Here is a 21,811-nt window from a genome sequence, read left to right on the forward strand (position 1 = left end):
CTCCGTAGGAGCGACCTGATAATCACATTGATTAATAAGTTGTATGGAACTCTGATCCATACTTAAAGCCAAAAGCAACTTCCCGCTTCCATGTTGTACACCTAAGACTTCAGACTCAAACTAATTAATAATACAAAGGCCATTTCAATCCGGAAGTGCTCTTTATTATGTAGCCTTAATGCAGGATAAGAAAGCTGAGATTAATAGCTGAAAGATGCAGGAAAGGATACAGGAAGTTATTTTCAGTTATACGTATCAAAAGCCACTGTAAAATCAAATTACCTTAAAAACAGATCAAGACTTATTATTGATGGCCTTTAACTTCATGCTTCAAACCTGCGTCAATCAGATATTTTTCTCCTGAACCTGGACTACCGAAAAAGTCCTTAGTGTAAAACGCATTTATTGCAATCCCTGATGCAGTTATTAGAAGACCTCACGCATTTACTAGCTATCACCTGCATCCGATTCGGCATTTAAATAAATTCGTAACACATTAACCACCAAATATATATTATCATGAAAAGAAATCTATTAAACATTAAAAATATTATTGCCGGAGCAATGATATTATCCGCTGGAGTAATGAATGCCCAACAATGGGAAATTACGGGAAACTCAGGTATTACGAGTGCTAATTACGTAGGAACAAATGAACAATCTTATTTATTTCTAAGAACCGGCGGTTCCTTTCCCAATCCGGGACAGGCCTTTCTGACAAGTCCGGGATCCTTTGTTGTAGATGCAGTAAATGGTTCTAACGGAGTAAAAGCTAAAGGCAGTATTATTACCGGATCACAAAACATGCTTGGAGGAAATGCCAACAGTTCCATCGTCGGGGGCTGGGGAAACAGTTTACAGACAAGCGGGGGCGCTAATCTTGTAGTAGGACAGACCAATACGGTATTAAACGATGCCGGAAAATCAATAGCACTGGGATGGAATAATACCGTCCGGGCTTCTAACCAGTTTGCCATTGGAGTGGGCGTGGATCTGAAATCTGAATATTCCGGCGGGTTCGGGGTGGATCTCATTGCAACAGGAAACCGCTCTTTTGTTATTGGATCAGGAACCCATGCTTCCACGAAACTGACCAACACAATTCCCTATTCAATTATGTTCGGGCTTTCCAAAAACTCAACGATGCTGATCAAAGACCAGCAGGTCGGCGTCCGCACAACAGATCCAACAGCTAATTTCCATACGGTAGGCACTGTCCGTTTACAGGATCTTCCCAACGGATCAGGAAATGCTTTGGTAGTAGATGCCGACGGAAATGTTATGGTAGCTTCTACCGCTTTGGCAAAACAGGTTAACGATCAGAAAGTGGCCGAACTGCAAAATCAGATCGATGATCTTAAATTACAGGTTGACGAATTAAAAAGCCTTTTACTGAAACAAACGGGAATAAAAGATATTTCACAGGGAAACAGTGCCAGACTTTATCAGAATGTGCCGAATCCTACAAAAGGGGAAACCAACATCAAATATTACCTTCCCGATGGCAGTAAAAACAGTACTTTAGAAATTTACTCCGTATCCGGACAATTAGTAAAATCTCTTCCCATAAGAGAAACCGGTGAAGGCAGCATTGCAGTAAACAGTTTAAAATCAGGAATGTACTTATACAGGCTGTCTGTTGACGGTAAAACGATTGATACCAAAAAAATGCTTATTCAGGATTAATTCTTTGAACGTTGATATGCTAAGATGCTGCCTCAAAAGTGAGACAGCATCTTTATTTTGTTATATTTTCTTATTTTTAGGAGATGAAAAAAATCTTCATTTTCTTTTTATTATCCATCATATTCTCATGCAGTAAAAAGCAGATTCACCCTTACACGTTTTATTACTGGAAAACCCATCTGAAGCTGGATCAGGAAGAAAAAAAGGCATTGGACAAAGCTCAGTCTCCTTTTCTCTATACCCGTTTTTTTGATGTTGATAAAGTAGGGGGAAAATTCCAGCCTGTCGCCGTCATCACGAAAGACGTAAGTTTCCAGACTGATAAGCAGATCGTCCCTGTTGTTTTCATCACCAATCAGTCGATGCTGCATATTTCGGCCGAAGAAATTACGTTTCTTGCAGGAAGCGTTCATCAGATGATTCAGAAGAAAACCGCTGAATATCAGCTTAAGGTCAATAATGAAATCCAGATCGACTGTGACTGGACGGCCGGCACACGGGATGATTATTTTAAATTCTTAAAGGAGCTGAAGAAGATTTCCGGAAAAGAGATCACCTGTACCCTCCGGCTTCATCAGGTAAAGGATAAAAAAAATACGGGAATCCCCCCTGTGGACAAAGTTTACCTGATGTGCTACTCTACTTCTTCTCCTCTGGAAAATTCTGATAAGAATTCTATTCTGGATGTGGTGACTTTAAAAAATTATCTTTCAAAGCTTGAAGATTATCCCATCAAAAAAATTGAAGTAGCACTTCCTGTTTACTCCTGGGGAATCGTTACCAATCATCTCGGGAAGCACAGGCTGATCAATGCGCTGTCTCAGAAAGACCTGGAAAATCCCGATTTCAGGAAAATATCAGAGCGTGAAGTGGAAATCATGAAAGACGGGTTTTATTTCGGGAACTATTTAAACAAAGGCTTCAAAATAAAGATTGAGGAGATCTCTGAGGAACAGCTTAAAGAGACCGTTAATTTCCTGGAGAAAAAAATCCGTGATTTTACTGTTATTTATTATCAATTAGATGGTAAATTTGTAGCTGGAAGGAATTTTTAATCCTCCCCTGCTTTCCGGAAGCAAAAAAATTATAAACAACACTAAAAAACACCTGAATCTATATGAAAAAGTATATTCTTTCACTGGCAGTACTTTCTCTTTTCTACACGAAATCGGAAGCCTGCGCATGGTCGGATCCGGATTATGATTACTTTAATCTTTTTACCCAGAACATTATTAAGGATAAATCCTATCTTCCGTTCCTGCACAACTACTCCAGCCGGTTTTATACCGGATACAACGCGGCCCTGATCCCGGATGATAATCTGAACACCTGGCAAAAGTTCTTCAACAACCAGCTGAACTACGCCGAAACACAAAACCTGGTGTACAAGATCAGCATGAATGATCTGAATGCATTAAAAAACGGAAATCCCACCAATCCTCTTCTGCAGAAATTAGGAAACGGGTTTTACCAGAAATACCGCGAAGGAATTGATTATCTGATTGAGGCTAAATATCTGGAGCCTTATATGAGCATCAATTATGTTGAAAGTGAGAATTCTTTCTATTACGGAGGAAGTGACAATAAAGAAAATGCGACTTCTCTCGACTATCCTAAAACCATTGCAGCTTTAACTTCGCTGTATAATGCGGCAAAAAATCCTGAGATCAAACAGCGTTACGGCTATCAGCTGGTGCGCTTCAACCATTATACAAGAAATTATGATGCGGCTGTACAGGCTTTTAAAACCTATGTGGAGCCGATCAGACTGAAAGGTGCCGTTTACTTTATGGCCCTTGACCAGCTGGCCGGAGCCCAGAGAGGACTGCAGATGAACAGTGATGCCAACTGGAATTTCTTCCAGGTTTTTATGAACACGAAAGACCGTAAGGAATCTTCTTTTGTTTCGATGAAGCTTTCGGATACCGCTTCTTTCAGTAATATTATGAAAAGAGCGAATACGAATGAGGAAAAGAATATGGCTTATTTCCTTTTAGGTTATGAAGATTTCAACAATCCTATTCCTATCATGGAAAAGATGTACGACATCAACCCCGATTCTGAGATCCTGAAAGTAATGGCGGTAAGAAGCATCAACGAACTGGAAAGAAGTTATCTTCCAACCTATTATTATTCTTCGGATGCCTCCACAAATCCGGCTGTTTCAAGAGGAAAGACCGACGGCAATTCCAAGGATGCCCAGGCAGGTACAGCAGCTCCTGAAGTAAAAGAAGTGAAGCTTTCTTTCTGGCAGAAAATCGTAAGGTTCTTTAAAAATCTTTTCGGCGGTTCCAAATCTGATAAAACAGGAAATGCCAAAGCAGACCAGAGTGATGATGAACTACTGAATAATCCCAACAGGATTCCTTTTTATACAACAGGCTACGGCTATGATGATGCTGCTAAAAACTACCTGGACGATCTTGAAAAATTCACCGCGAAAACCAAAGAGAAATCCAAAGATGAATACTGGCAGATCGCGGATGCCTATCTTAAGTTTTTAAAGAAAGATTATAAGGAAAGTACGGAAATCCTGGATGACATTAAAACCACCAATCCTGAATACCTCGAGCAGATCAAGAGAATGAAGGTTCTTAATGATATTGTTTCCCAGCCTAAAATTGATGCGGCTTATGAAGATCATCTGATGAAGGATTACGCAGAGTATTTTGTGGAAAAAGAAGTAAAGAAAGATACTGCCGATACCGATTATGACTATTATGGTGAAGCTCCTTCTACCGCTTCTTTCCTTAAAGATGTTCTCGCCAACAGGTATTTCCTTCAGGGAGAAGACGGAAAATCATACTTAATGAACAATAAGCTTTCTGATCTTCAGTACAACCCGAATTCAAGCCTGGTAAAAAGTGTTGAAGACTTTTACAGAAAGACAGATAAAACCCGTTTTGAACAGCAGATCATCGCCAAAAACATGGACAGCGTAGGAAATATTGATGCTTTCTTCAATACGATCTATGGAGACAGAGCCATGAGGCTGGCTGACTTTGAGAAGGCCAAATCCTACTATGAAAAAGCACAAAGCTTTACAGGTATCCCAAGAGAAAACTATGAATGGACAGAGAAAGACGGCCAGAAGATCACCCGGAAACAATATGCTCCTGGCGAATATGACGGCTTTAAAAATATTTCAGATCTTGTCTTCGGACATAATGTATGGGAAAGTTTTGGAAGTCCTGATACCGAAAGTATGAAGGCTGAAAATTACTCAGAATTCCCTTTCATTAAAGGTACCATGAACAAAGTGGAACTGGCAGATGCCCTTATCCAATTGAAAAAAATCGGAGCCGGAACCGGTGAAAAGGCGGCAAAAGCCGATCAGCTTATCGGAAATTTACTTTACAACACTTCTATTCTGGGATATTACCGCCAGCTGTTTGTGATGGATATCGACAACAGCAACGGAGGAAAATATGATTTCTGGAGTACAGCAAGAAAGAATCCGTATCAATATTATTATAAAAACTTTACGGATATCTCTTATATTGAACCTGATAATTTTGACCTGGCTATCGGCTATTATCAAAAAGCTCTCAAGCTTTCTACGGATAAAGAACAAAAAGCCAGAATCCTGTTCCAGATGGCCAGCGCAGAACAGGGGAAATATTACCAGTACGGGGAGAAAAACCAGGCTAATATCGATTATTCCGATCCTAAGTGGTCTGAAAAGGAGCAGGCTCACCAAACTGAACTGGACAATCTGAAAAATCAGAAATACAGAACCTATTTCGCCCAGCTGAAAGCCCAGTATGCCGATACGCAGGCGGCCAGAGACCTGATGGGAAGCTGCAGCTATTTCGGTTACTTTATGAAAAGATAGGTGAGAAAGCAAGCCGGAAGTTTCCTGAAGTCTCAGAAACAGGGCTTCAATAACCTCTTTTTCTCATTGACAAATAAAAAAGGAATCATTTTGATTCCTTTTTTTGTTGCTGTTTCTGAAGCCATTCTTCATGTTTCAGTTTAAAAGCTTCATGTTTGCTATTCTGATTCCGCTGGGCTGCATCAATAGAGTGCGAAGTATGAATATCGGCATCCTCTTTGGCAAGCAGGGCCAGATTTTCATAGAAGCAGTGAAGCTGATCCAGTTCTTTCTCTGTGAGATCTTCAATATCCACAATCCTGTTACTTGCTTTCCCATGAGCAGCGATGAGCTCATTCAGCTTGATCTGGATTGCTTTTGAATCTTTATTCTGGGCTTTCTGAATCAGGAAAACCATTAAAAAAGTAATGATCGTGGTTCCGGTATTGATGACGAGCTGCCACGTTTCGGAATAATCAAAAACAGGCCCTGAAACTGCCCATGCCAATACTACCGCTACTGCCCCGATGAAAGCATAAGAACTTCCTGTAAATTTGGTAGCCCAGTCTGAAAATTTTTCAAAAAAACTATGATTTTTATCGCTCATACTATGGATTCTTTTCTATATAAATGTATAAAATTAGTATGAACCTGCAAAGAGATGATTTTAAGAAGAGAGTTATTTTTAGGGATGAAAGCTGGAAGAGGGAGGATGGAAATCTAAATGGTTAAGCATACTGGCAATAGTCATTTTTCAATAAAAATATCAGAAGTTTAGAGCCTGCTATGACTTTATTTAAAATATTAAGAGCCTGTTTTAATTTCTAAATTTGATTTTTTGTATAACATTCAAATCTTTATCTAAATCACGTTCTTTAAGTTTTTTTGATTAAAAAAATAATATTATGATTCCTTTTTTTCACGCAAAGATCATGATTAACACTGCTGATTTTAGGGAGCAAAGAGTAGAATCAACTCCGTTGATTCGATGCAGCGAGCGTTTTGAAGCCGCATCACTTTGCTCACTCAAACTAAAGCGGAATTATTCATCAACTTTGCGTTTGTCTTTCAATCAAAAGCCTGGCTTAATGCCCTATCTTGATGGTTTAAAATACACTTTCAGATACAGCCACAGGTCCTATAATCTGAATTTATATTTAATATTTATTCCTCTCAACTATTCATCGCCAAAGCTGAAATTTCATATTACAGACTGCTTAAACTTCCCTCTTCCTGCATCCATCTTCCTTCCTTTCTTATCATTTCGTTTTCTTAAACCTGTGCCACCAGATCAGGAACCCCGTAACAGGTAATGAACAGCCGATAAGTGATATGATGAAATACAGAATAATACTCGGAAGCCCCATAATTTCTCCGGTGTGGAGCGGTTTTGCCAGAGCGGTGAACTGTTTGTTCAATGGTCTGCCGGAAAATAATTCTTTGGTTTTGAAAACACCGGTTTTGTCGAAGGTTACTTCATCCGGAAGCATCATTCCTAAAAAGTTCTGTGTATTGGTTTTAATGACAACATATCTTGGGTTATCTTTATTAGGGAGTTCAACACTGGTAGCCGCCCTGTAAGGAAGATGCTGATCTGCCAGTTTCATGATTTTATCAATGGAAGCTGACGAAACATCTTTGAGATTTTTCTTTTCATCCTGTTTCTGAAGCATATCTTCCAGAAGCCCTCCGAAAGGATCATCAGCATTATCTTTTTCTTTTGAAATATGGTCTATTGAAGATCCGCCAAGACTTACGATAAGACCGTTCTTTACCCAGGGATATGTCACATACAGTCCGGTAACTGCCATGAAAAACAGCATTAAAAAGGTATAGAATCCAAGTGTATTATGAAGATCATAGTTAACCCGCTGAAATTTCGCCTTAAACATAACCGTAAGTCCCTGCTTCAGAAACTTCAGTTTTTTGGGGAGCCAGAGAATCAATCCTGAGATCAGGAGGATACAGAACATCAGAACAGAAGCTCCGACAATCTGGCGTCCGGCATTTCCCATCATCAGATTCCGGTGAATATCGAGAACCACTTCAAAAAAATGATTGGCTCCCGTATCTGCCTGTCCGAGAATCTTGCCGGTATACTGGTTGTAGTAAGCACTTTTATCCAGCTGGCCTTCACGGTAGGAAATCACATAACTCCTGCTTTTATTTTCCGGGATCAGCAGTGAAGTCAGTTCTTTTCCTTCTCTTAACAGTTCTGCCTGAATATGATCCGGATTTTTAGCTGCTGTTCCGGCAGTAATATAAACCTTATCTCTGTTATAAAGATCAGAAATCTGGTTTTTGAAAGCATACATACATCCGGTAAGACACATCACAAAAACGATGATACTCGACAAAAGCCCCAGCCAGAGATGGGTGATCCACATCAGGTATTTTGTGAATGATTCATTCTTTCTCTTTTTCCGGTAAAGGCTTTTAAATAATGGCTTCATAATGATCATCTAACAGCAAAAACATTAAGACAGGGATGCCGTCTTAATGTTTTTTTATTAAAATTTGAAATGAATGTTTTTGATTTGAGAAAGGAAGATGAATGATAGAATTTCAGGCATCAGATCCCTTAATTTTATATTACTTCCAGCTTCCTTCTTCCAGCTTCAAGTCTCAGAAATTACTTTCTTCCTTTGAACTGAACATCTTTTACGATTTCCTGGAATTTCGTATAATGTTCCGGTGTTAATGCTTTTTCAATGGCCGCTTTTCTCTGGGCATCAAATTTTTCCCAGTATTCTTTAGCCAGATCATTATTTCCGTGGTATACATCGTGTGCATCATTGAATGCTTTTTCGAAGGCATCATTGGCAGCATTCACCACTTTGAATTCCTCTTCAGAAAGCTGGGCTTCAGTTTTTATTCTTTGCAGCAAAGCATTGTCATATCTTGGTCTTTTTCTGGAATTCTCGTCAACAAATTTATTGAACTTCTCCATCTGCGGAGCATCTAAAACTTTAGCCATTTCCAGAGACTGCTGTGCTCTGAGCTCTTCATTTTTGATGCTTAACGCCACTCTGTCCATATTTCCACCCTGAGCTTTGGCAGCCTGATAATTCTGCTCCTGAAGGTCCTGGTATTTTTTAGTGATTTCGTCGAAACTCTTTTCCTGTTCAGCGTTAAGTTTTACCTCTGTCTTGAACTGATTGTAATCGATTCCTTTCTTTTTCTCTCCGGAACAGGAGATCACTGCTGCTCCGATAACGAATGCGAATAATAAAGCTTTCATATTTTTCATTATAGATGATTTTGATTAGAATTTATAGTTGACCTGAACGGCAAAGTTTCTCGGCTGGATCTGATCGATGTATCCTCCTCTGAAGTAAGAGCTGTATCCTACCGCGTTGAAGATATTATTGAAGAATACTCTCATGCCAACACCATTTTTAAGGGTATAGCCAGCCTGGGCATCTACGGTAGTATATTCCGGCATATCAAAAGGTTTCTCTCCCGGCTTTACACTATTTGCATGACCTGCCGTAAAGGTTTTCTGAGTCCACTCGTCAACCGGCCTTTTTCCTACGTAATAAATTCCGGCTCCTACATCAAGCCCGGTTAAAACTCCCGTATTGAACTTATAATTTAACCAGCCGTTTGCCGTATGCTTAGGGGCATTCATTGGTGCGGACCCATTCACATAAGCCGGGCTGTCTTCATACTGAGCATCCAGATAAGCCCATCCGGACATCACCTGAAGATTGGGTAAGATTCTTCCGATAAGCTCAACTTCAACTCCTTTTCTTCTAAGGTTTCCTGCCAGACCGTACATTGTTTGCTTGTCGATTACAACAGGGTTGTAGTTTTCATCAAGAATGGTAAAAGAAAGATGATCCGTCTTAATATCAAACAGGGTAACATTAAATCTAAGACGCTCATTAAACCAGTCCGATTTAATCCCGGCCTCCCATTGCTTGGTTGTAGAAGGACCTACTACCCCTCCGGATAAAAGAACATTATTAACGGTTCTCAATGATGTTGTTGTAGTATATGATCCGAAAACATTAAGATTTTCCATTGGGAAGAACATTAATCCAAATGACGGATTCCATGCGTTGCTCGTACTTTTATCAGATCCGTTTACCATACTGTAACGAATACCCGCATGAGCTTTAAAATATTTACCAAAGGACATTACATCCTGTGCCATTGCTCCAAAAGTAGGTGTTTTCACTACTCCCGGATCTTTGGACTGCTGGTACAGCACATTCACAGGCAAAGTATTTGAAATCCCCTGCATCACATCAAAAGAATCGAGTGGATTACCTGCATTAATAATATTTGCTGTTGTTACAGAGTTTTTATAGGCGTTAAAAGCATAGGTCGTCACTTCACTTTCCTTCCAGTCTATCCCCACCTGAAACGTATGCTTAATAAATCCGGTCTGAATATCCTGTCCTATGAAATCTGCCTGGAAAACTTTATTGGCATCAATACTTCTGCTTTTACCTATTGTTCTGTAACGTTCTGTCCAGGGAGTATTTTTAGCGTGGGCAATAGATGAAGCTTCACTGTTTACCTCTCTTTCAGCTGAAATAAAAGCGGCTCTCAACTTCAATTTATCCGTAAGTTTCCGTTCTGCTGTTGTAGAAAAGTTGAATGACTGAACTTTTGTAAAATCGGTAGTATATCCCAGGAAGGCTCCTTTAGGCATTTTATAAAGAGCCTCTACATTAGCATCGGCAAGATTGATGGTTCCCCTGTCTGGTGTACGTTTATCGTGAAGATAATCTAGCTCAACAACAATCTGTGTTTTATCATCCGGGCGGAAAGCTACTGATGGATTAATGTAAATTCTTTCTCCTTCAACATGAGATCTGAAGGAATTATTATTCTGATAAGCTCCGTTAAATCTTACGGCCACTCTTCCCTGAGAATCCAATACCCTCTGAACATCCACAGTAGGTCTGTAAAAATCCCAGCTTCCGTATCTGAAACCGATATTACCACTATTGATAAAATTAGGTTTCTTTGTTACCACATTGATTACTCCTCCTGCTGATCCCAGCCCGTCACCTATTCCCTGGGTAACTGCTGCCGAACCTTTCAGGACCTGAATATTTTCAACTCCCTGCATATCGGTGATCATTCCTGCAGTACGGAAGTCAGAATCCATCTGAACTCCGTTTTTCAGAACCGGAACCCCTCTGTACCCCCTGATCGACATACTTTCGTTTCCTCCGCCATAGCTTGAAAACAGGGTAACGCCTGGTACGTTTTTGGCAACATCAGTCACCGTAAGTGCGCCCAGTTCTTCAATGGCTTTATGGGAAATAACAGAAATACTCTGGATCTGGTCTCTGGTCTTCAAAGGTAATCTGGTTACCGTTTCAAGTCCTGCCGGCTGTTTCTTTTTTTCACCAAATAATTCTACTTCGTCAATCTCTTTTGACTTTTTGATAGAATCGTTCACTTGCTGTGCGCTTACGAAAACCCCACCCAGTACAAGCAGAGAAAAGGATACTACTTTATTCATCTGATCATTTTTTGCAAAATTATTATTTTTATTAATTCTAAATAAACAAATAGAACTGACATATGTCACCCTACTAAGACTAATCAATATCAGATCATTAATCACAATTTAGAAACGATCAAAATAAGCTAACAGATCAACCTGAAAGGCAAAGACATCATCCTAAAGCACTCATATGATTAAGGATAATTAAATTAAAAAAACAGGTTTAAGGACAGGGAAAAACCTGTTGGAAGATATTTTTAATAACCGCAGAGTTAAACAAGGATAAATAATAACCACGTTTTTAAGATAAACCAGGCCGCTTCGCTTATTTTTTTTGAAATACGAAGAGATTGTATCAGTTGGCTAAGTTTATGCTTTTGTGAGAACCCTATTTTCAATCTTTTCCACATTTAACTTTTGCATGAATACGTAAATGACAAAATATATTTATTAAGGTCGACAGAATTTTTCCACTCCACAGCACTTTACATCTTATTCCAGATTTACAGATGGATAGTTATTGGGGCAGGACATAAAAAAATCCGTCCCTGAAAAGGAACGGATTGTATAATCATTGCAAAGTATGCAGTTATCACACTTTAATTTCAACGTCAACTCCTGAAGGAAGTTCTAATTTCATTAGAGCATCAACAGTTTTAGAAGAAGAAGAGTAGATATCCATCAGTCTCTTGTGAGCTGATAACTGGAACTGCTCTCTTGCTTTCTTGTTTACGTGCGGAGATCTCAACACTGTGAAGATTCTCTTATTCGTTGGCAATGGAATAGGACCGTTTACAACAGCACCAGTAGCCTTTACCGTTTTTACGATTTTCTCAGCAGACTTGTCTACCAAGTTGTAATCGTAAGATTTTAGTTTTATTCTGATTCTTTGTGACATTTCTTTAATTTAAAAATTAACCTTTTGCTTTAGCTATGATTTCTTCAGCAACGTTTTGTGGAGTAGCCTGGTATTTCTCTAATTCCATAGAAGAAGTAGCTCTTCCTGATGAAAGTGTTCTTAGAGTTGTTACGTATCCAAACATTTCAGAAAGTGGAACAGAACCTTTGATTACAATAGCTCCGTTTTTCTCTTCCTGACCACTGATAGTACCTCTTCTCTTGTTAAGGTCACCAATGATGTTACCCATATATTCTTCCGGAGTTACAACTTCCAGTTTCATAATAGGCTCCATAATTACCGGCTTAGCAGCTTTACCAGCTTCTTTAAATCCTAGCTTAGCAGCCATTTCGAAAGAAAGAGCGTCAGAATCCACCGCGTGGAAAGATCCATCTTTAAGAGTAACTTTAATACCTTCAACTTCGAAACCGGCCAATGGACCGTTCTTCATTGCAGCTTTAAATCCTTTTTCAATAGCAGGAACAAATTCTCTAGGAACGTTACCACCTTTGATCTCGTTGATGAATTCTAAACCAACTTTACCTTCGTCAGCAGGTCCAAGTTCAAATACAATGTCAGCAAATTTACCTTTACCTCCAGACTGCTTTTTGTAAACTTCTCTGTGGCTGGCAACTTTTGTTAAGTTTTCTTTGTACTCTACCTGAGGTTGTCCCTGGTTTACTTCAACTTTGAATTCTCTCTTCATACGGTCAACGATGATATCAAGGTGAAGCTCACCCATACCGGAGATGATCGTTTGTCCAGAAGCTTCGTCAGTTCTTACCGTAAACGTAGGATCTTCTTCAGCCAGTTTAGCTAGAGCGTTACCCATTTTATCCTGGTCAGCTTTAGTTTTAGGCTCAACAGCGATACCAATTACCGGATCAGGGAAAACCATCGATTCAAGAACGATTGGGTTTTTCTCGTCACACATTGTATCACCGGTTTTGATAGACTTGAATCCTACCGCAGCACCAATATCACCAGCTTCAATATATTCTACCGGGTTTTGCTTGTTAGCGTGCATCTGATAGATTCTGGAGATTCTTTCTTTATCACCTGAACGGGTGTTCAGGATATAAGAACCTGCATCCAGTCTTCCTGAATATGCTCTGAAGAATGCTAATCTTCCCACAAACGGGTCAGTAGCAATCTTAAATGCCAATGCAGAGAAAGGTTCGTCTACTGACGGCTTTCTTGTAATTTCAGCGTCAGTTCTTGGGTCAGTACCTTTGATATCATCTTTATCCAGTGGAGAAGGAAGGTATTTACATACTGCATCCAGCATAAACTGTACTCCTTTGTTCTTGAATGAAGAACCACAAGTCATCGGGATAATAGATAAATCGATAGTAGCAGCTCTCAATGCAGCATTGATTTCTTCTTCTGTAATTGAATCCGGATCTTCGAAGAATTTCTCCATCAAAGTTTCGTCATATTCAGAAACAGCTTCTACTAATTTCTCTCTGTATTCAAGAACTTCATCTTTCATGTCTTCCGGAATTGGAACTACCTCGAAAGTAGCACCCTGTCCAGCTTCATCCCAGATGATCGCTCTGTTTTTAATTAAGTCAACAACTCCTTTGAAATCTTCTTCAGCACCGATTGGTAAAACGATTGGAACTGCGTTAGATCCTAACATTTCTTTAACCTGGTTTACCACGTTAAGGAAGTCAGCACCCTGTCTGTCCATTTTGTTTACGAATCCCATTCTCGCTACTTTGTAGTTGTCAGCAAGTCTCCAGTTTGTTTCAGACTGAGGCTCTACTCCATCTACTGCAGAGAATAAGAATACCAATCCATCCAATACTCTTAAAGATCTGTTTACTTCTACGGTGAAGTCAACGTGTCCCGGTGTATCGATGATGTTGAAGTGGTAAGGTTTAGTATCGGCAACAGGCTTACCTTGATCTGTTGGAAAGTTCCAAGAACAAGTGGTAGCTGCAGAAGTAATGGTAATACCTCTTTCTGCTTCCTGCTCCATCCAGTCCATTGTAGAAGCACCGTCGTGAACCTCTCCAATTTTGTGGTTTACCCCTGTATAGAATAGAATCCTTTCTGTAGTGGTAGTCTTACCTGCATCAATGTGAGCAGCGATACCAATATTTCTTGTAAATTTAAGATCTCTTCCCATTTCAGATTAGAATTTGAAGTGTGAGAAAGCTTTGTTAGCTTCCGCCATTTTGTGAGTATCAGATTTCTTTTTGAAAGCAGCACCTTCTTCTCTTGAAGCAGCTACAACTTCGTTAGCTAATTTCAAAGCCATAGACTTATCATTTCTAGCTTTAGAATATTTGATTAACCATTTCATTGCCATAGAAATTTTTCTGTCGGCTCTGATTGGCATAGGGATCTGGAAGTTAGCTCCACCTACTCTTCTGGAACGTACTTCTACGTGAGGCATTACATTTGTAAGTGCATCTTTCCAGATTTCAAGTGCAGTTTTTTCGTTATCTCCTTTTTTAGTTTCTACGATATCCAGTGCATCATAGAAAATTTTGAATGCGATTGACTTCTTACCGTCAAGCATTAAGTTGTTTACGAATCTCGTTACCAATTGATCATTAAATTTCGGATCTGGTAACAACGGTCTTTTTTTCGCTTTTGTCTTTCTCATTGTTTCTGTACCTTATTTAATGATTATTTTTTCTTTCCTTTTGCAGGAGCAGCAGCTGCTTGTCCTGGTTTAGGTCTTTTAGCTCCGTACTTAGATCTTCTCTGTGTTCTTCCATTTACACCAGCGGTGTCTAATGCACCTCTTACGATGTGGTAACGTACTCCCGGTAGGTCTTTCACCCTTCCGCCTCTAACCAATACTATCGAGTGCTCCTGAAGATTGTGTCCTTCGCCCGGGATGTAGGCATTCACTTCTTTACCGTTAGAAAGTCTTACCCTTGCTACTTTTCTAAGTGCAGAGTTAGGTTTCTTCGGTGTAGTTGTATATACTCTCGTACATACACCACGTCTTTGTGGACAAGAATCTAGGGCAGCCGATTTGCTCTTCTTGGCAAGCGTGGCTCTTCCTTTTCTTACTAATTGTTGAATAGTAGGCATTTAATTGCTTTTTATTTTAGGGTGCAAAAATAGTAATTATTTTTTAATTAACAAGCAGTTATCTGTAAATAATCTTTTTTATTAAAAATTAATTAACAGACACTTACATTTAATCAACGATTGTGACGGTAACATTTTTATTCCAGTTAAATTTTCTGATATTCTCTTTCAGCTGTTCCAGGTTCTTCTCCTCTATGGAATAAATAGAAACCTCCAGTCTTGCCACAGTTACCTTCTCCTTTATTTTCAGAACAGCCGCTTTTTTCCATCCGGCCGGAACATACCCCTGAAGCCACCCTTCATACACCACAGCAAGATCATACCTGTTGTCTGTACAGTATTTTATAAGGAAATCTTCAAATTTCCGATCAAACTTTTTTTTGTTTTCATTAAAAGGAACTGTTTCCACAGACCCCAGGCCGGCAATATCCAGTAAATGAATATCCGTATAATAGCTTATAGCCCCAATATCATTTGCCACTACTCCTGAAGTGTTGTAGAACTTGTGCAGAAATTTTGCAGACTGCACCTGCTGTTCATAAATATTCTTGCCTCCGTTATTCATCACTTTATGGGCAACCCATCCTTTATATATAAGAAGCAGAGCATTGGCAGCTACCAACAGACTGATGAGTGTTTCCTTTTTAATATAATCCCTGAAATTAAAAAACAGTCCTTTGAATTTAGGGATCAGAATCATAGAAAACCCGGCAAGAATATAAGCTTCATAACGGAAAGGCCCTTTAAGATCGGCAAACATAGAATGACAGAACATCAGCAGGGAGAATACAATCAGTAAGAAATTATCTTCAAGTGTATCTTTCACCGTTTTCGCCCTGAGATCCCTGCAAATAAAAACAAGGCACAGCAAAACAGGAAATAAGCCAACTTTGTAAAAACTGATATTCAAAAGAAAATTATCCAGAAAAATAACTTTGAGCTGCTGCGCTATATTGGAATCCAGGCTCAGCTTTGTTCCTTTTACCACTACCGAATTGGGGAAAAGATAGCCGTCCTGCTGGTAATTGAAAGCACAAAAAACTGCAACAGGCACAAATCCGAGGATCAAAACCAATACTGCATCTTTCCATTTTCTGACCAGTGCCAGCATAAAAGCCAGGATCACAAAGTAGAACATACTCTCGAAACGGATGAGCCCCATCAGTATAATACTGAAGCAGAAGCCATACCCGGCCAGACTGCTCTGGTTCCTACGGTTAAAACAAAAAATATTTACCACGAAAAGGAACACCTGAAAAACGTGCTCCATCCCGGAAAGCAGATGCAGGGGAAGCACAATAAAAAATACTGTGAAGAGTACCGCCGCCACCGTTCTTTTTACTCCTTTGAAAACATCAGCATAATATAAGGAGAGAAAGTAAAGGGTTCCCATACTGAAGAAAACATTGAAATATAAAGGAATCTGATCATTATTTCCGAAAACCTTAATCAGAACGCTCAGCATATAGGTAAAAAGAGGTGATGAAGATGTAGAGGAAAACCGGTATTCCGTCATACCCCAGATCTCATGCAGGGCAAAGTTCTTAGCCATAGCAAGGTGAATGTAAGCATCATCCAGAAAATATACATAATGTCCATCCGTTTTCAGTACGGAGCTGATATAATACAGCAGACACACTGAGAAAAAGAAAGCAGAAGACAGTAAAAAACTTCGGAAACCTGTATTTCGGGATATATCCATCTTAAAAGGGTAAGTATAATGCCTCAAAGATAAGCATCATCTGCTGTAAACCGGCAGCGCAGGAAAAATGTTTACCTTTATCCGGTTTCCGGTTTTAGTTTTTCATTTAAAATCAATATTTCCAAACTATTTTAAAACATATCTTTATAGTTATCATCTATTGACAATAACCCGTTTCGGCACAATATTTTCTGATTCTGTCAGTATAAAAAAGTAAACTTATGAAAAATGCAAGCATTATCGGCCTGAAAGAAGCCGACTGTAAAAACATTTCAGAAAAACTAAATATCCTTTTGGCGAATTACTCCGTATTTTACCAGAATACAAGAGGTTCACACTGGAATATCAAAGGAGATCAGTTCTTTACCCTTCACCCGAAATTTGAGGAACTGTACAACAGCCTGGTATTAAAAATCGATGAAATTGCGGAAAGAATCCTTACGCTGGGAGCAACACCTGCCCACAACTATTCTGATTATCTGAAAGTAGCTACCATTAAGGAAAGCAAAGAAGTAAGCGATGCCACCAAAAGTGTTGAGCTTATTCTTAATTCATTCAAAGTGGTTATCGATCTTCAGAGGGAACTTCTGGATATTACGGATAAAGCAGGAGATGAAGGAACCAACTCCCAGATGAGCGATTACATCACAGAACAGGAAAAAGAAGTATGGATGTACAACTCTTATTTAGGGAAGTAACCTGTAAAAATCATCTGAATAATAAAAAAATCGTCTTACATTTAGGCGATTTTTATTTTTAATGATTATATTTGCGTTAAAATTACACATATTATGCACGACGTTCGATTAAACTCTATCCTCGATAATGATTTCTATAAAATAACCATGCAGAATGCAGTGGTAAAATTATTCCCGAATTCTATTGTAAAGTATGAATTCATCAACAGAGGAAAGCACCATTTCCCTCCCGGTTTTGATGTGGCGCTGAAAGAAGCGGTTAATAAAATGGCCGAATTAAAGCTGACGAAAGATGAAAAGAAATTTATGGCAAGAACCTGCCCTTATATTGATCTCCCGTATCTTGATTTCCTGGAAGGCTATCATTATGATCCGTCTGAGGTAAAAATTCACCAGGAAGGAAGTGATCTCAGCGTAACTGTGGAAGGATTGTGGTACAGAACGATTCTTTGGGAAGTTCCGTTACTGGCTCTGATCAGTGAACTGCATTACGAAATGAATCATATGGAAAGAGATTCCAATGAAGTGGTAATGAGCAAAACCATTGAAAAGGCAGATTCATTGGGCAGGCTTGGGGTAACTTTCGCTGAGTTCGGAACACGGAGAAGACACTCTTATAAAGTACAGAATCTGGTCATGGAAGCTTTAACCCAGAAAAAAGATTCTACATTCATCGGAAGTTCAAACGTTCATTTTGCCATGAAGTACGGAGTAAAGCCTATCGGGACTCACGCTCATGAATGGTTTATGTTCCATGCCGCAGAATACGGGTTCAAAATGGCCAACGAGCTGGCACTGGAACACTGGGTAGATGTATACAGAGGTGATCTTGGAGTAGCACTGTCTGACACCTATACAACAGATGTATTTTTCCAGCAGTTTGACAAAAAATTCGCCAAGCTGTTCGATGGAGTCCGTCATGACAGCGGTGACCCTCTGGAGTTTGCTGATAAAACGATTGCCCACTATCAGAAAAACGGGATCAACCCGATGTTCAAGTACATTATCTTCTCCGATGCCCTGAACCTTGAAAAAGTAGAGGAAATCACGAACTACTGCCGGGGAAAGATAGGAATCTCTTTCGGAATAGGCACCAACCTTACCAACGACGTAGGTCTGAAGCCTATGAATATCGTTATGAAGCTTATCGGCGTTCAGGCTCCCAACCAGGAGTGGATTCCTACGGTAAAACTTTCTGATGAACATGGAAAATATACCGGAGATCCGAAAATGATCGAACTGGCCAAGGAATTTTTAAGAATAAAAAATTAATCAATCCCTGAAACCATGAAAAAAATACTCTCATTATTTGTGATCTCTCTGCTGATGTCTTCATGTTTTGTCTATACCAAAGGGCAGGACGGAAAAAAGGGAGAATCTGCTAAACCTGCCTCTGCATCTTCAGTATTTAACGGGGAACTGGCAAAATCTTTAGGCGCAGACCAGTACGGAATGAAGGCCTATACCATCGTTATGCTGACCACCGGAGCCACCACAATTGAAGATAAAACCCGGATGGGAGAACTGATGAAGGGGCATATGGGAAATATTACAAAACTTGCGGATGAAGGAAAGATCATTGTGGCAGGTCCGTTCTTAGAAAAAAATAAGGAAAATTACCGGGGTATGTTTATTTTCAATACAAAATCTAAAGAAGAAGCCGAACAATGGGTAAAAACAGATCCCGCAGTACAGGCCGGGGTTTTCAGTTACGAGATCTTTCCCTGGTACGGCTCGGCAGCACTGCCTTTATACCTGAAGCATCATAAAGAAATCTCTAAGGAAAATCCATAATAACATGGGGTTCATCCCCTATTAAAAACAAACCGAGATGTCAAAAAGATTATCTTTACTCTTTATTCTATTTACCGCCACCCTGTTCGCACAAAACTACGAAAGATATAAAAAGCTAAAAGACACAACCATACACTCAAAAAACCTGGGATTTGGAAAAAAAATATCGGTAACAGTTCCGATAGAGTGGCAAAATGGAATAAAAAACAATTTTCCATTAATTATTGTATTTGACAAACAAAACAAAAGAAGCCATAATTATATCATCAATACCATTGATTATCTGACAAGTACTGAACAGATGCCCTCATCTGTAATAATCAGCGTGGAATCTGAACAGCGCTACCGTTACAATGAAACCCAGTACAAAACCTCGGACCCGAATGGACTTGCGCTTGAAAATGAAAAATTCATTTTTGAGGAGCTTATCCCTCTTGCCGAAAAAGATTACAAAGCTTCAAAATTCAGGATATTAATTGGTCATTCAAGATATGGTTATTTCACAACTGCTGTCTTTACTTCAAGAATCAACGATGTGAACGGTGTTATTTCTATGAGTCCTTTTTTCTTTCAGAAAAATATTGATTTAACGGATTCTGTAAGGAAGATGAGCAATCTTTCCTATACTTCAAAAAAATATTACCGTTTCGGAATTGGGAACGATTATCCCGAGGATTTTGCCAGGATGGATTCTGTTATAAAAAAGAGTGTTCCCAATCCTTTTTTAGATATTAAAGGGTATCGCTTTAAAGCCGCTGACCACAATGCAACGCCTGGTTTGGTAATAAACACTGCACTGTATGAGCTATTTGAAGAATGGTCCGGTATTCAGGCTGAATATTCATCCAATAAACAAAAAGATTTAAGTATTAAAAAATCTCTTGAGCAAAAAATAATATCCGGCTATGGAACCAAACTCAATTTTTCAATTGGTGTCTTAAATGGCAAGGGATGGTTCTTTTATAATGAAAAACAATACGACAAAGCTATTCAGGCCTGGCAGATATTAATGGATTCGTATCCCAATTTTTCACAAGGTTTCTTATATATCATACAAGCTCAGATTCAATTAAAGCAGAATTACCTTCAGACAGTCAAAAAATTCAAGACATCTTTAGTGAATTCTGAACTGTATACGGAAAAGGAAAAGCAGGAATTAGAAACAGAGTTACAGGAAATAATAAAATAAGTATCAACTAACAGTTTTTTCTTAAAAAACAGCCTTGTTCTTTTTTCAAAACTCAAAAAAATAAATTATATAACAAAATAGTGATTTATTTTTATTATATTAGATGTTCATTTTCAACATCATACAAAATAACCTCATAAAATGATCCCATGAAAAAAATGAACTTATCTAAGCTTTCAAGAACTGAACTGAAAGAAATATCAGGTGGAAATCTATACCCTGCATTGTGTAACGGCGGATGCCACGGTGAAGCCATGATCAGATGTCCTGACGGATCAACTACGATGACGGATTATATATGCGTCAACGGAAGATGCGAAGTCAACACCGGCTACTGTAAACCAAAGGTTCTTGTACCTATCGAACCCCTTGATCCGCTACCTCTGTTTCCATAAATATCAATGAAACCATACAAAAGCCGTCCCGAATGAGACGGCTTTTTCAATCTGGGTCCGGGTGAAGGAGTTTTAGGATAAAAAGGATGGAAGTTACTTTCAGTTATAGATACTGAAAGTCTCAGCAAAATCAGATTACTCTAAATACATGAAGACTTATTATCAGCAGGCTTCATAACTTTCTTCTTCCGGATCCCGGCTTCCAACCGGTCTAAAATCAGATATTCCTATCCCGAACTGAGTTTTTTTTATTTTCTTCATTCTTCTTTTTCATTATCTTTATTCAGACAAAGACCACACCATGAAAACCATTGAAGAAGTTCTGAAAAAGCTGGATGAAATCATCATTCAGTGTAAGGAAAAAGAGAGTCCCGCGGGATATTTTGCCTGCACCTACCGGGCTATGACCGCACAGGTTTTAAAAGGGATTCAGCAGAAAAAATTTGAAGACAATCCGAGAATGGCCCTCCTCGATCTTGCTTTTGCCCAAAGGTATCTGGAAGCATGGGAAAATTACAGCAAAGGGAGAAAATGTACCAACGCCTGGTATATCGCATTTGAAGCCTGTAAGAATAAAAATCTTTTAATTTTACAGCACATTTTCCTGGGAATGAATGCGCACATCAATCTGGATCTCGGAATTTCAGCAGCCTCAATTATGCCGTACCGGAAAATCAATCCGCTGAAGAAAGATTTTAACCATATCAACACGGTCATCGCTTCCATTAATCAGAAAGTTCAGGATTCCCTGAATAAAATATGCTATCCCGTGAATCTGATTGATAAAATTTCCAATGGAAATGATAATGCGGTTCTGGATTTTGCTATCTCAAAGGCAAGAGAAACATCTTGGGCAACAGCAGTGATCGCTTCCAATACCCCGTTATTCCTGAGAGAATCAGTGATTGACATTGTGGATTATGCCGCTGCAAAGGTAGCATCACAGATCCTGAGCCCTGAAATTCTTACTCCGGCACTTTTAAAGGAACTTAAAAAATGTGAAAGCAGTGATGTCGCTGAAAATATTGAAATCCTCGGAGCTACAAAAAATGTATAACATAAAAAGGCCGGAATCTTCCTCACGGATTCCGGCCAGAGAATGAACAAAATA

General features: G+C 39.1%; 18 protein-coding genes. 9 read left to right on the plus strand and 9 right to left on the minus strand.

What is annotated here, in order from left to right:
• Positions 1-519 precede the first annotated feature (519 nt).
• From AC106S_RS21215 to AC106S_RS21225, 3 genes are all read left to right on the plus strand, one after another.
• Entirely contained in the window at positions 520-1,686 is a 1,167-nt protein-coding gene (locus tag AC106S_RS21215) for a T9SS type A sorting domain-containing protein (protein WP_482441765.1), read from the plus strand.
• An 83-nt stretch (positions 1,687-1,769) separates the two neighbouring features.
• Entirely contained in the window at positions 1,770-2,741 is a 972-nt protein-coding gene (locus AC106S_RS21220) for a hypothetical protein (protein WP_482441766.1), read from the plus strand.
• A gap of 62 nt (positions 2,742-2,803) precedes the next feature.
• Positions 2,804-5,521, plus strand: a complete 2,718-nt coding sequence (locus AC106S_RS21225; RefSeq protein WP_482441767.1) for a hypothetical protein — start codon at positions 2,804-2,806, stop codon at positions 5,519-5,521.
• 85 nt (positions 5,522-5,606) lie between these two features.
• Here AC106S_RS21225 and AC106S_RS21230 read toward each other — a convergent pair whose 3' ends face one another.
• From AC106S_RS21230 to AC106S_RS21270, 9 genes are all read right to left on the minus strand, one after another.
• Positions 5,607-6,107 carry a low affinity iron permease family protein gene (locus AC106S_RS21230; protein WP_482441769.1) on the minus strand — a complete coding sequence of 167 codons (501 nt, stop codon included), beginning with the start codon at positions 6,105-6,107 and terminating at the stop codon, positions 5,607-5,609.
• A 652-nt stretch (positions 6,108-6,759) separates the two neighbouring features.
• A complete protein-coding gene (locus tag AC106S_RS21235; RefSeq protein ID WP_482441771.1) occupies positions 6,760-7,953 on the minus strand; it encodes a PepSY-associated TM helix domain-containing protein in 1,194 nt (397 codons plus the stop codon).
• A gap of 179 nt (positions 7,954-8,132) precedes the next feature.
• Positions 8,133-8,750, minus strand: a complete 618-nt coding sequence (locus tag AC106S_RS21240; protein ID WP_482441773.1) for a hypothetical protein — start codon at positions 8,748-8,750, stop codon at positions 8,133-8,135.
• A gap of 15 nt (positions 8,751-8,765) precedes the next feature.
• Positions 8,766-10,985 carry a TonB-dependent siderophore receptor gene (locus AC106S_RS21245; RefSeq protein ID WP_482441775.1) on the minus strand — a complete coding sequence of 740 codons (2,220 nt, stop codon included), beginning with the start codon at positions 10,983-10,985 and terminating at the stop codon, positions 8,766-8,768.
• 577 nt (positions 10,986-11,562) lie between these two features.
• Entirely contained in the window at positions 11,563-11,868 is a 306-nt protein-coding gene (gene rpsJ, locus AC106S_RS21250; protein ID WP_002661363.1) for a 30S ribosomal protein S10, read from the minus strand.
• A 16-nt stretch (positions 11,869-11,884) separates the two neighbouring features.
• Positions 11,885-14,002: an elongation factor G gene (fusA, locus tag AC106S_RS21255; RefSeq protein WP_482441777.1), complete on the minus strand. Its 2,118-nt coding sequence runs from the start codon at positions 14,000-14,002 to the stop codon at positions 11,885-11,887.
• A gap of 6 nt (positions 14,003-14,008) precedes the next feature.
• Positions 14,009-14,485 (minus strand): 30S ribosomal protein S7, encoded by a 477-nt coding sequence (gene rpsG, locus AC106S_RS21260; RefSeq protein WP_062673583.1) that lies wholly within the window; start codon positions 14,483-14,485, stop codon positions 14,009-14,011.
• Between the two features lie 23 nt (positions 14,486-14,508).
• A complete protein-coding gene (gene rpsL, locus AC106S_RS21265; protein WP_002983146.1) occupies positions 14,509-14,922 on the minus strand; it encodes a 30S ribosomal protein S12 in 414 nt (137 codons plus the stop codon).
• Between the two features lie 109 nt (positions 14,923-15,031).
• On the minus strand, positions 15,032-16,624 hold the full coding sequence (locus AC106S_RS21270) for a hypothetical protein (RefSeq protein WP_482441779.1): 1,593 nt from the start codon (positions 16,622-16,624) through the stop codon (positions 15,032-15,034).
• A gap of 221 nt (positions 16,625-16,845) precedes the next feature.
• On the opposite strand from AC106S_RS21270, the gene AC106S_RS21275 reads away from it, so the two are divergent.
• The 6 genes from AC106S_RS21275 (at position 16,846) to AC106S_RS21300 (ending at position 21,757) form a co-directional block, all read left to right on the plus strand.
• Positions 16,846-17,322, plus strand: coding sequence for a Dps family protein (locus tag AC106S_RS21275; protein ID WP_482441781.1), 477 nt, complete (start codon positions 16,846-16,848; stop codon positions 17,320-17,322).
• A gap of 93 nt (positions 17,323-17,415) precedes the next feature.
• Positions 17,416-18,594 carry a nicotinate phosphoribosyltransferase gene (gene pncB / locus AC106S_RS21280; protein WP_482441783.1) on the plus strand — a complete coding sequence of 393 codons (1,179 nt, stop codon included), beginning with the start codon at positions 17,416-17,418 and terminating at the stop codon, positions 18,592-18,594.
• A 15-nt stretch (positions 18,595-18,609) separates the two neighbouring features.
• Positions 18,610-19,116: a YciI family protein gene (locus tag AC106S_RS21285; protein WP_482441785.1), complete on the plus strand. Its 507-nt coding sequence runs from the start codon at positions 18,610-18,612 to the stop codon at positions 19,114-19,116.
• Between the two features lie 37 nt (positions 19,117-19,153).
• Positions 19,154-20,305, plus strand: a complete 1,152-nt coding sequence (locus AC106S_RS21290) for an alpha/beta hydrolase-fold protein (protein ID WP_482441786.1) — start codon at positions 19,154-19,156, stop codon at positions 20,303-20,305.
• Between the two features lie 158 nt (positions 20,306-20,463).
• Positions 20,464-20,700 carry a bacteriocin-like protein gene (locus tag AC106S_RS21295; RefSeq protein ID WP_482441787.1) on the plus strand — a complete coding sequence of 79 codons (237 nt, stop codon included), beginning with the start codon at positions 20,464-20,466 and terminating at the stop codon, positions 20,698-20,700.
• Positions 20,701-21,001: 301 nt separating this feature from the next.
• Positions 21,002-21,757 (plus strand): DUF5995 family protein, encoded by a 756-nt coding sequence (locus AC106S_RS21300; protein ID WP_482441788.1) that lies wholly within the window; start codon positions 21,002-21,004, stop codon positions 21,755-21,757.
• Positions 21,758-21,811: the final 54 nt, after the last annotated feature.

This window comes from Chryseobacterium sp. FR054 (assembly GCF_056844565.1).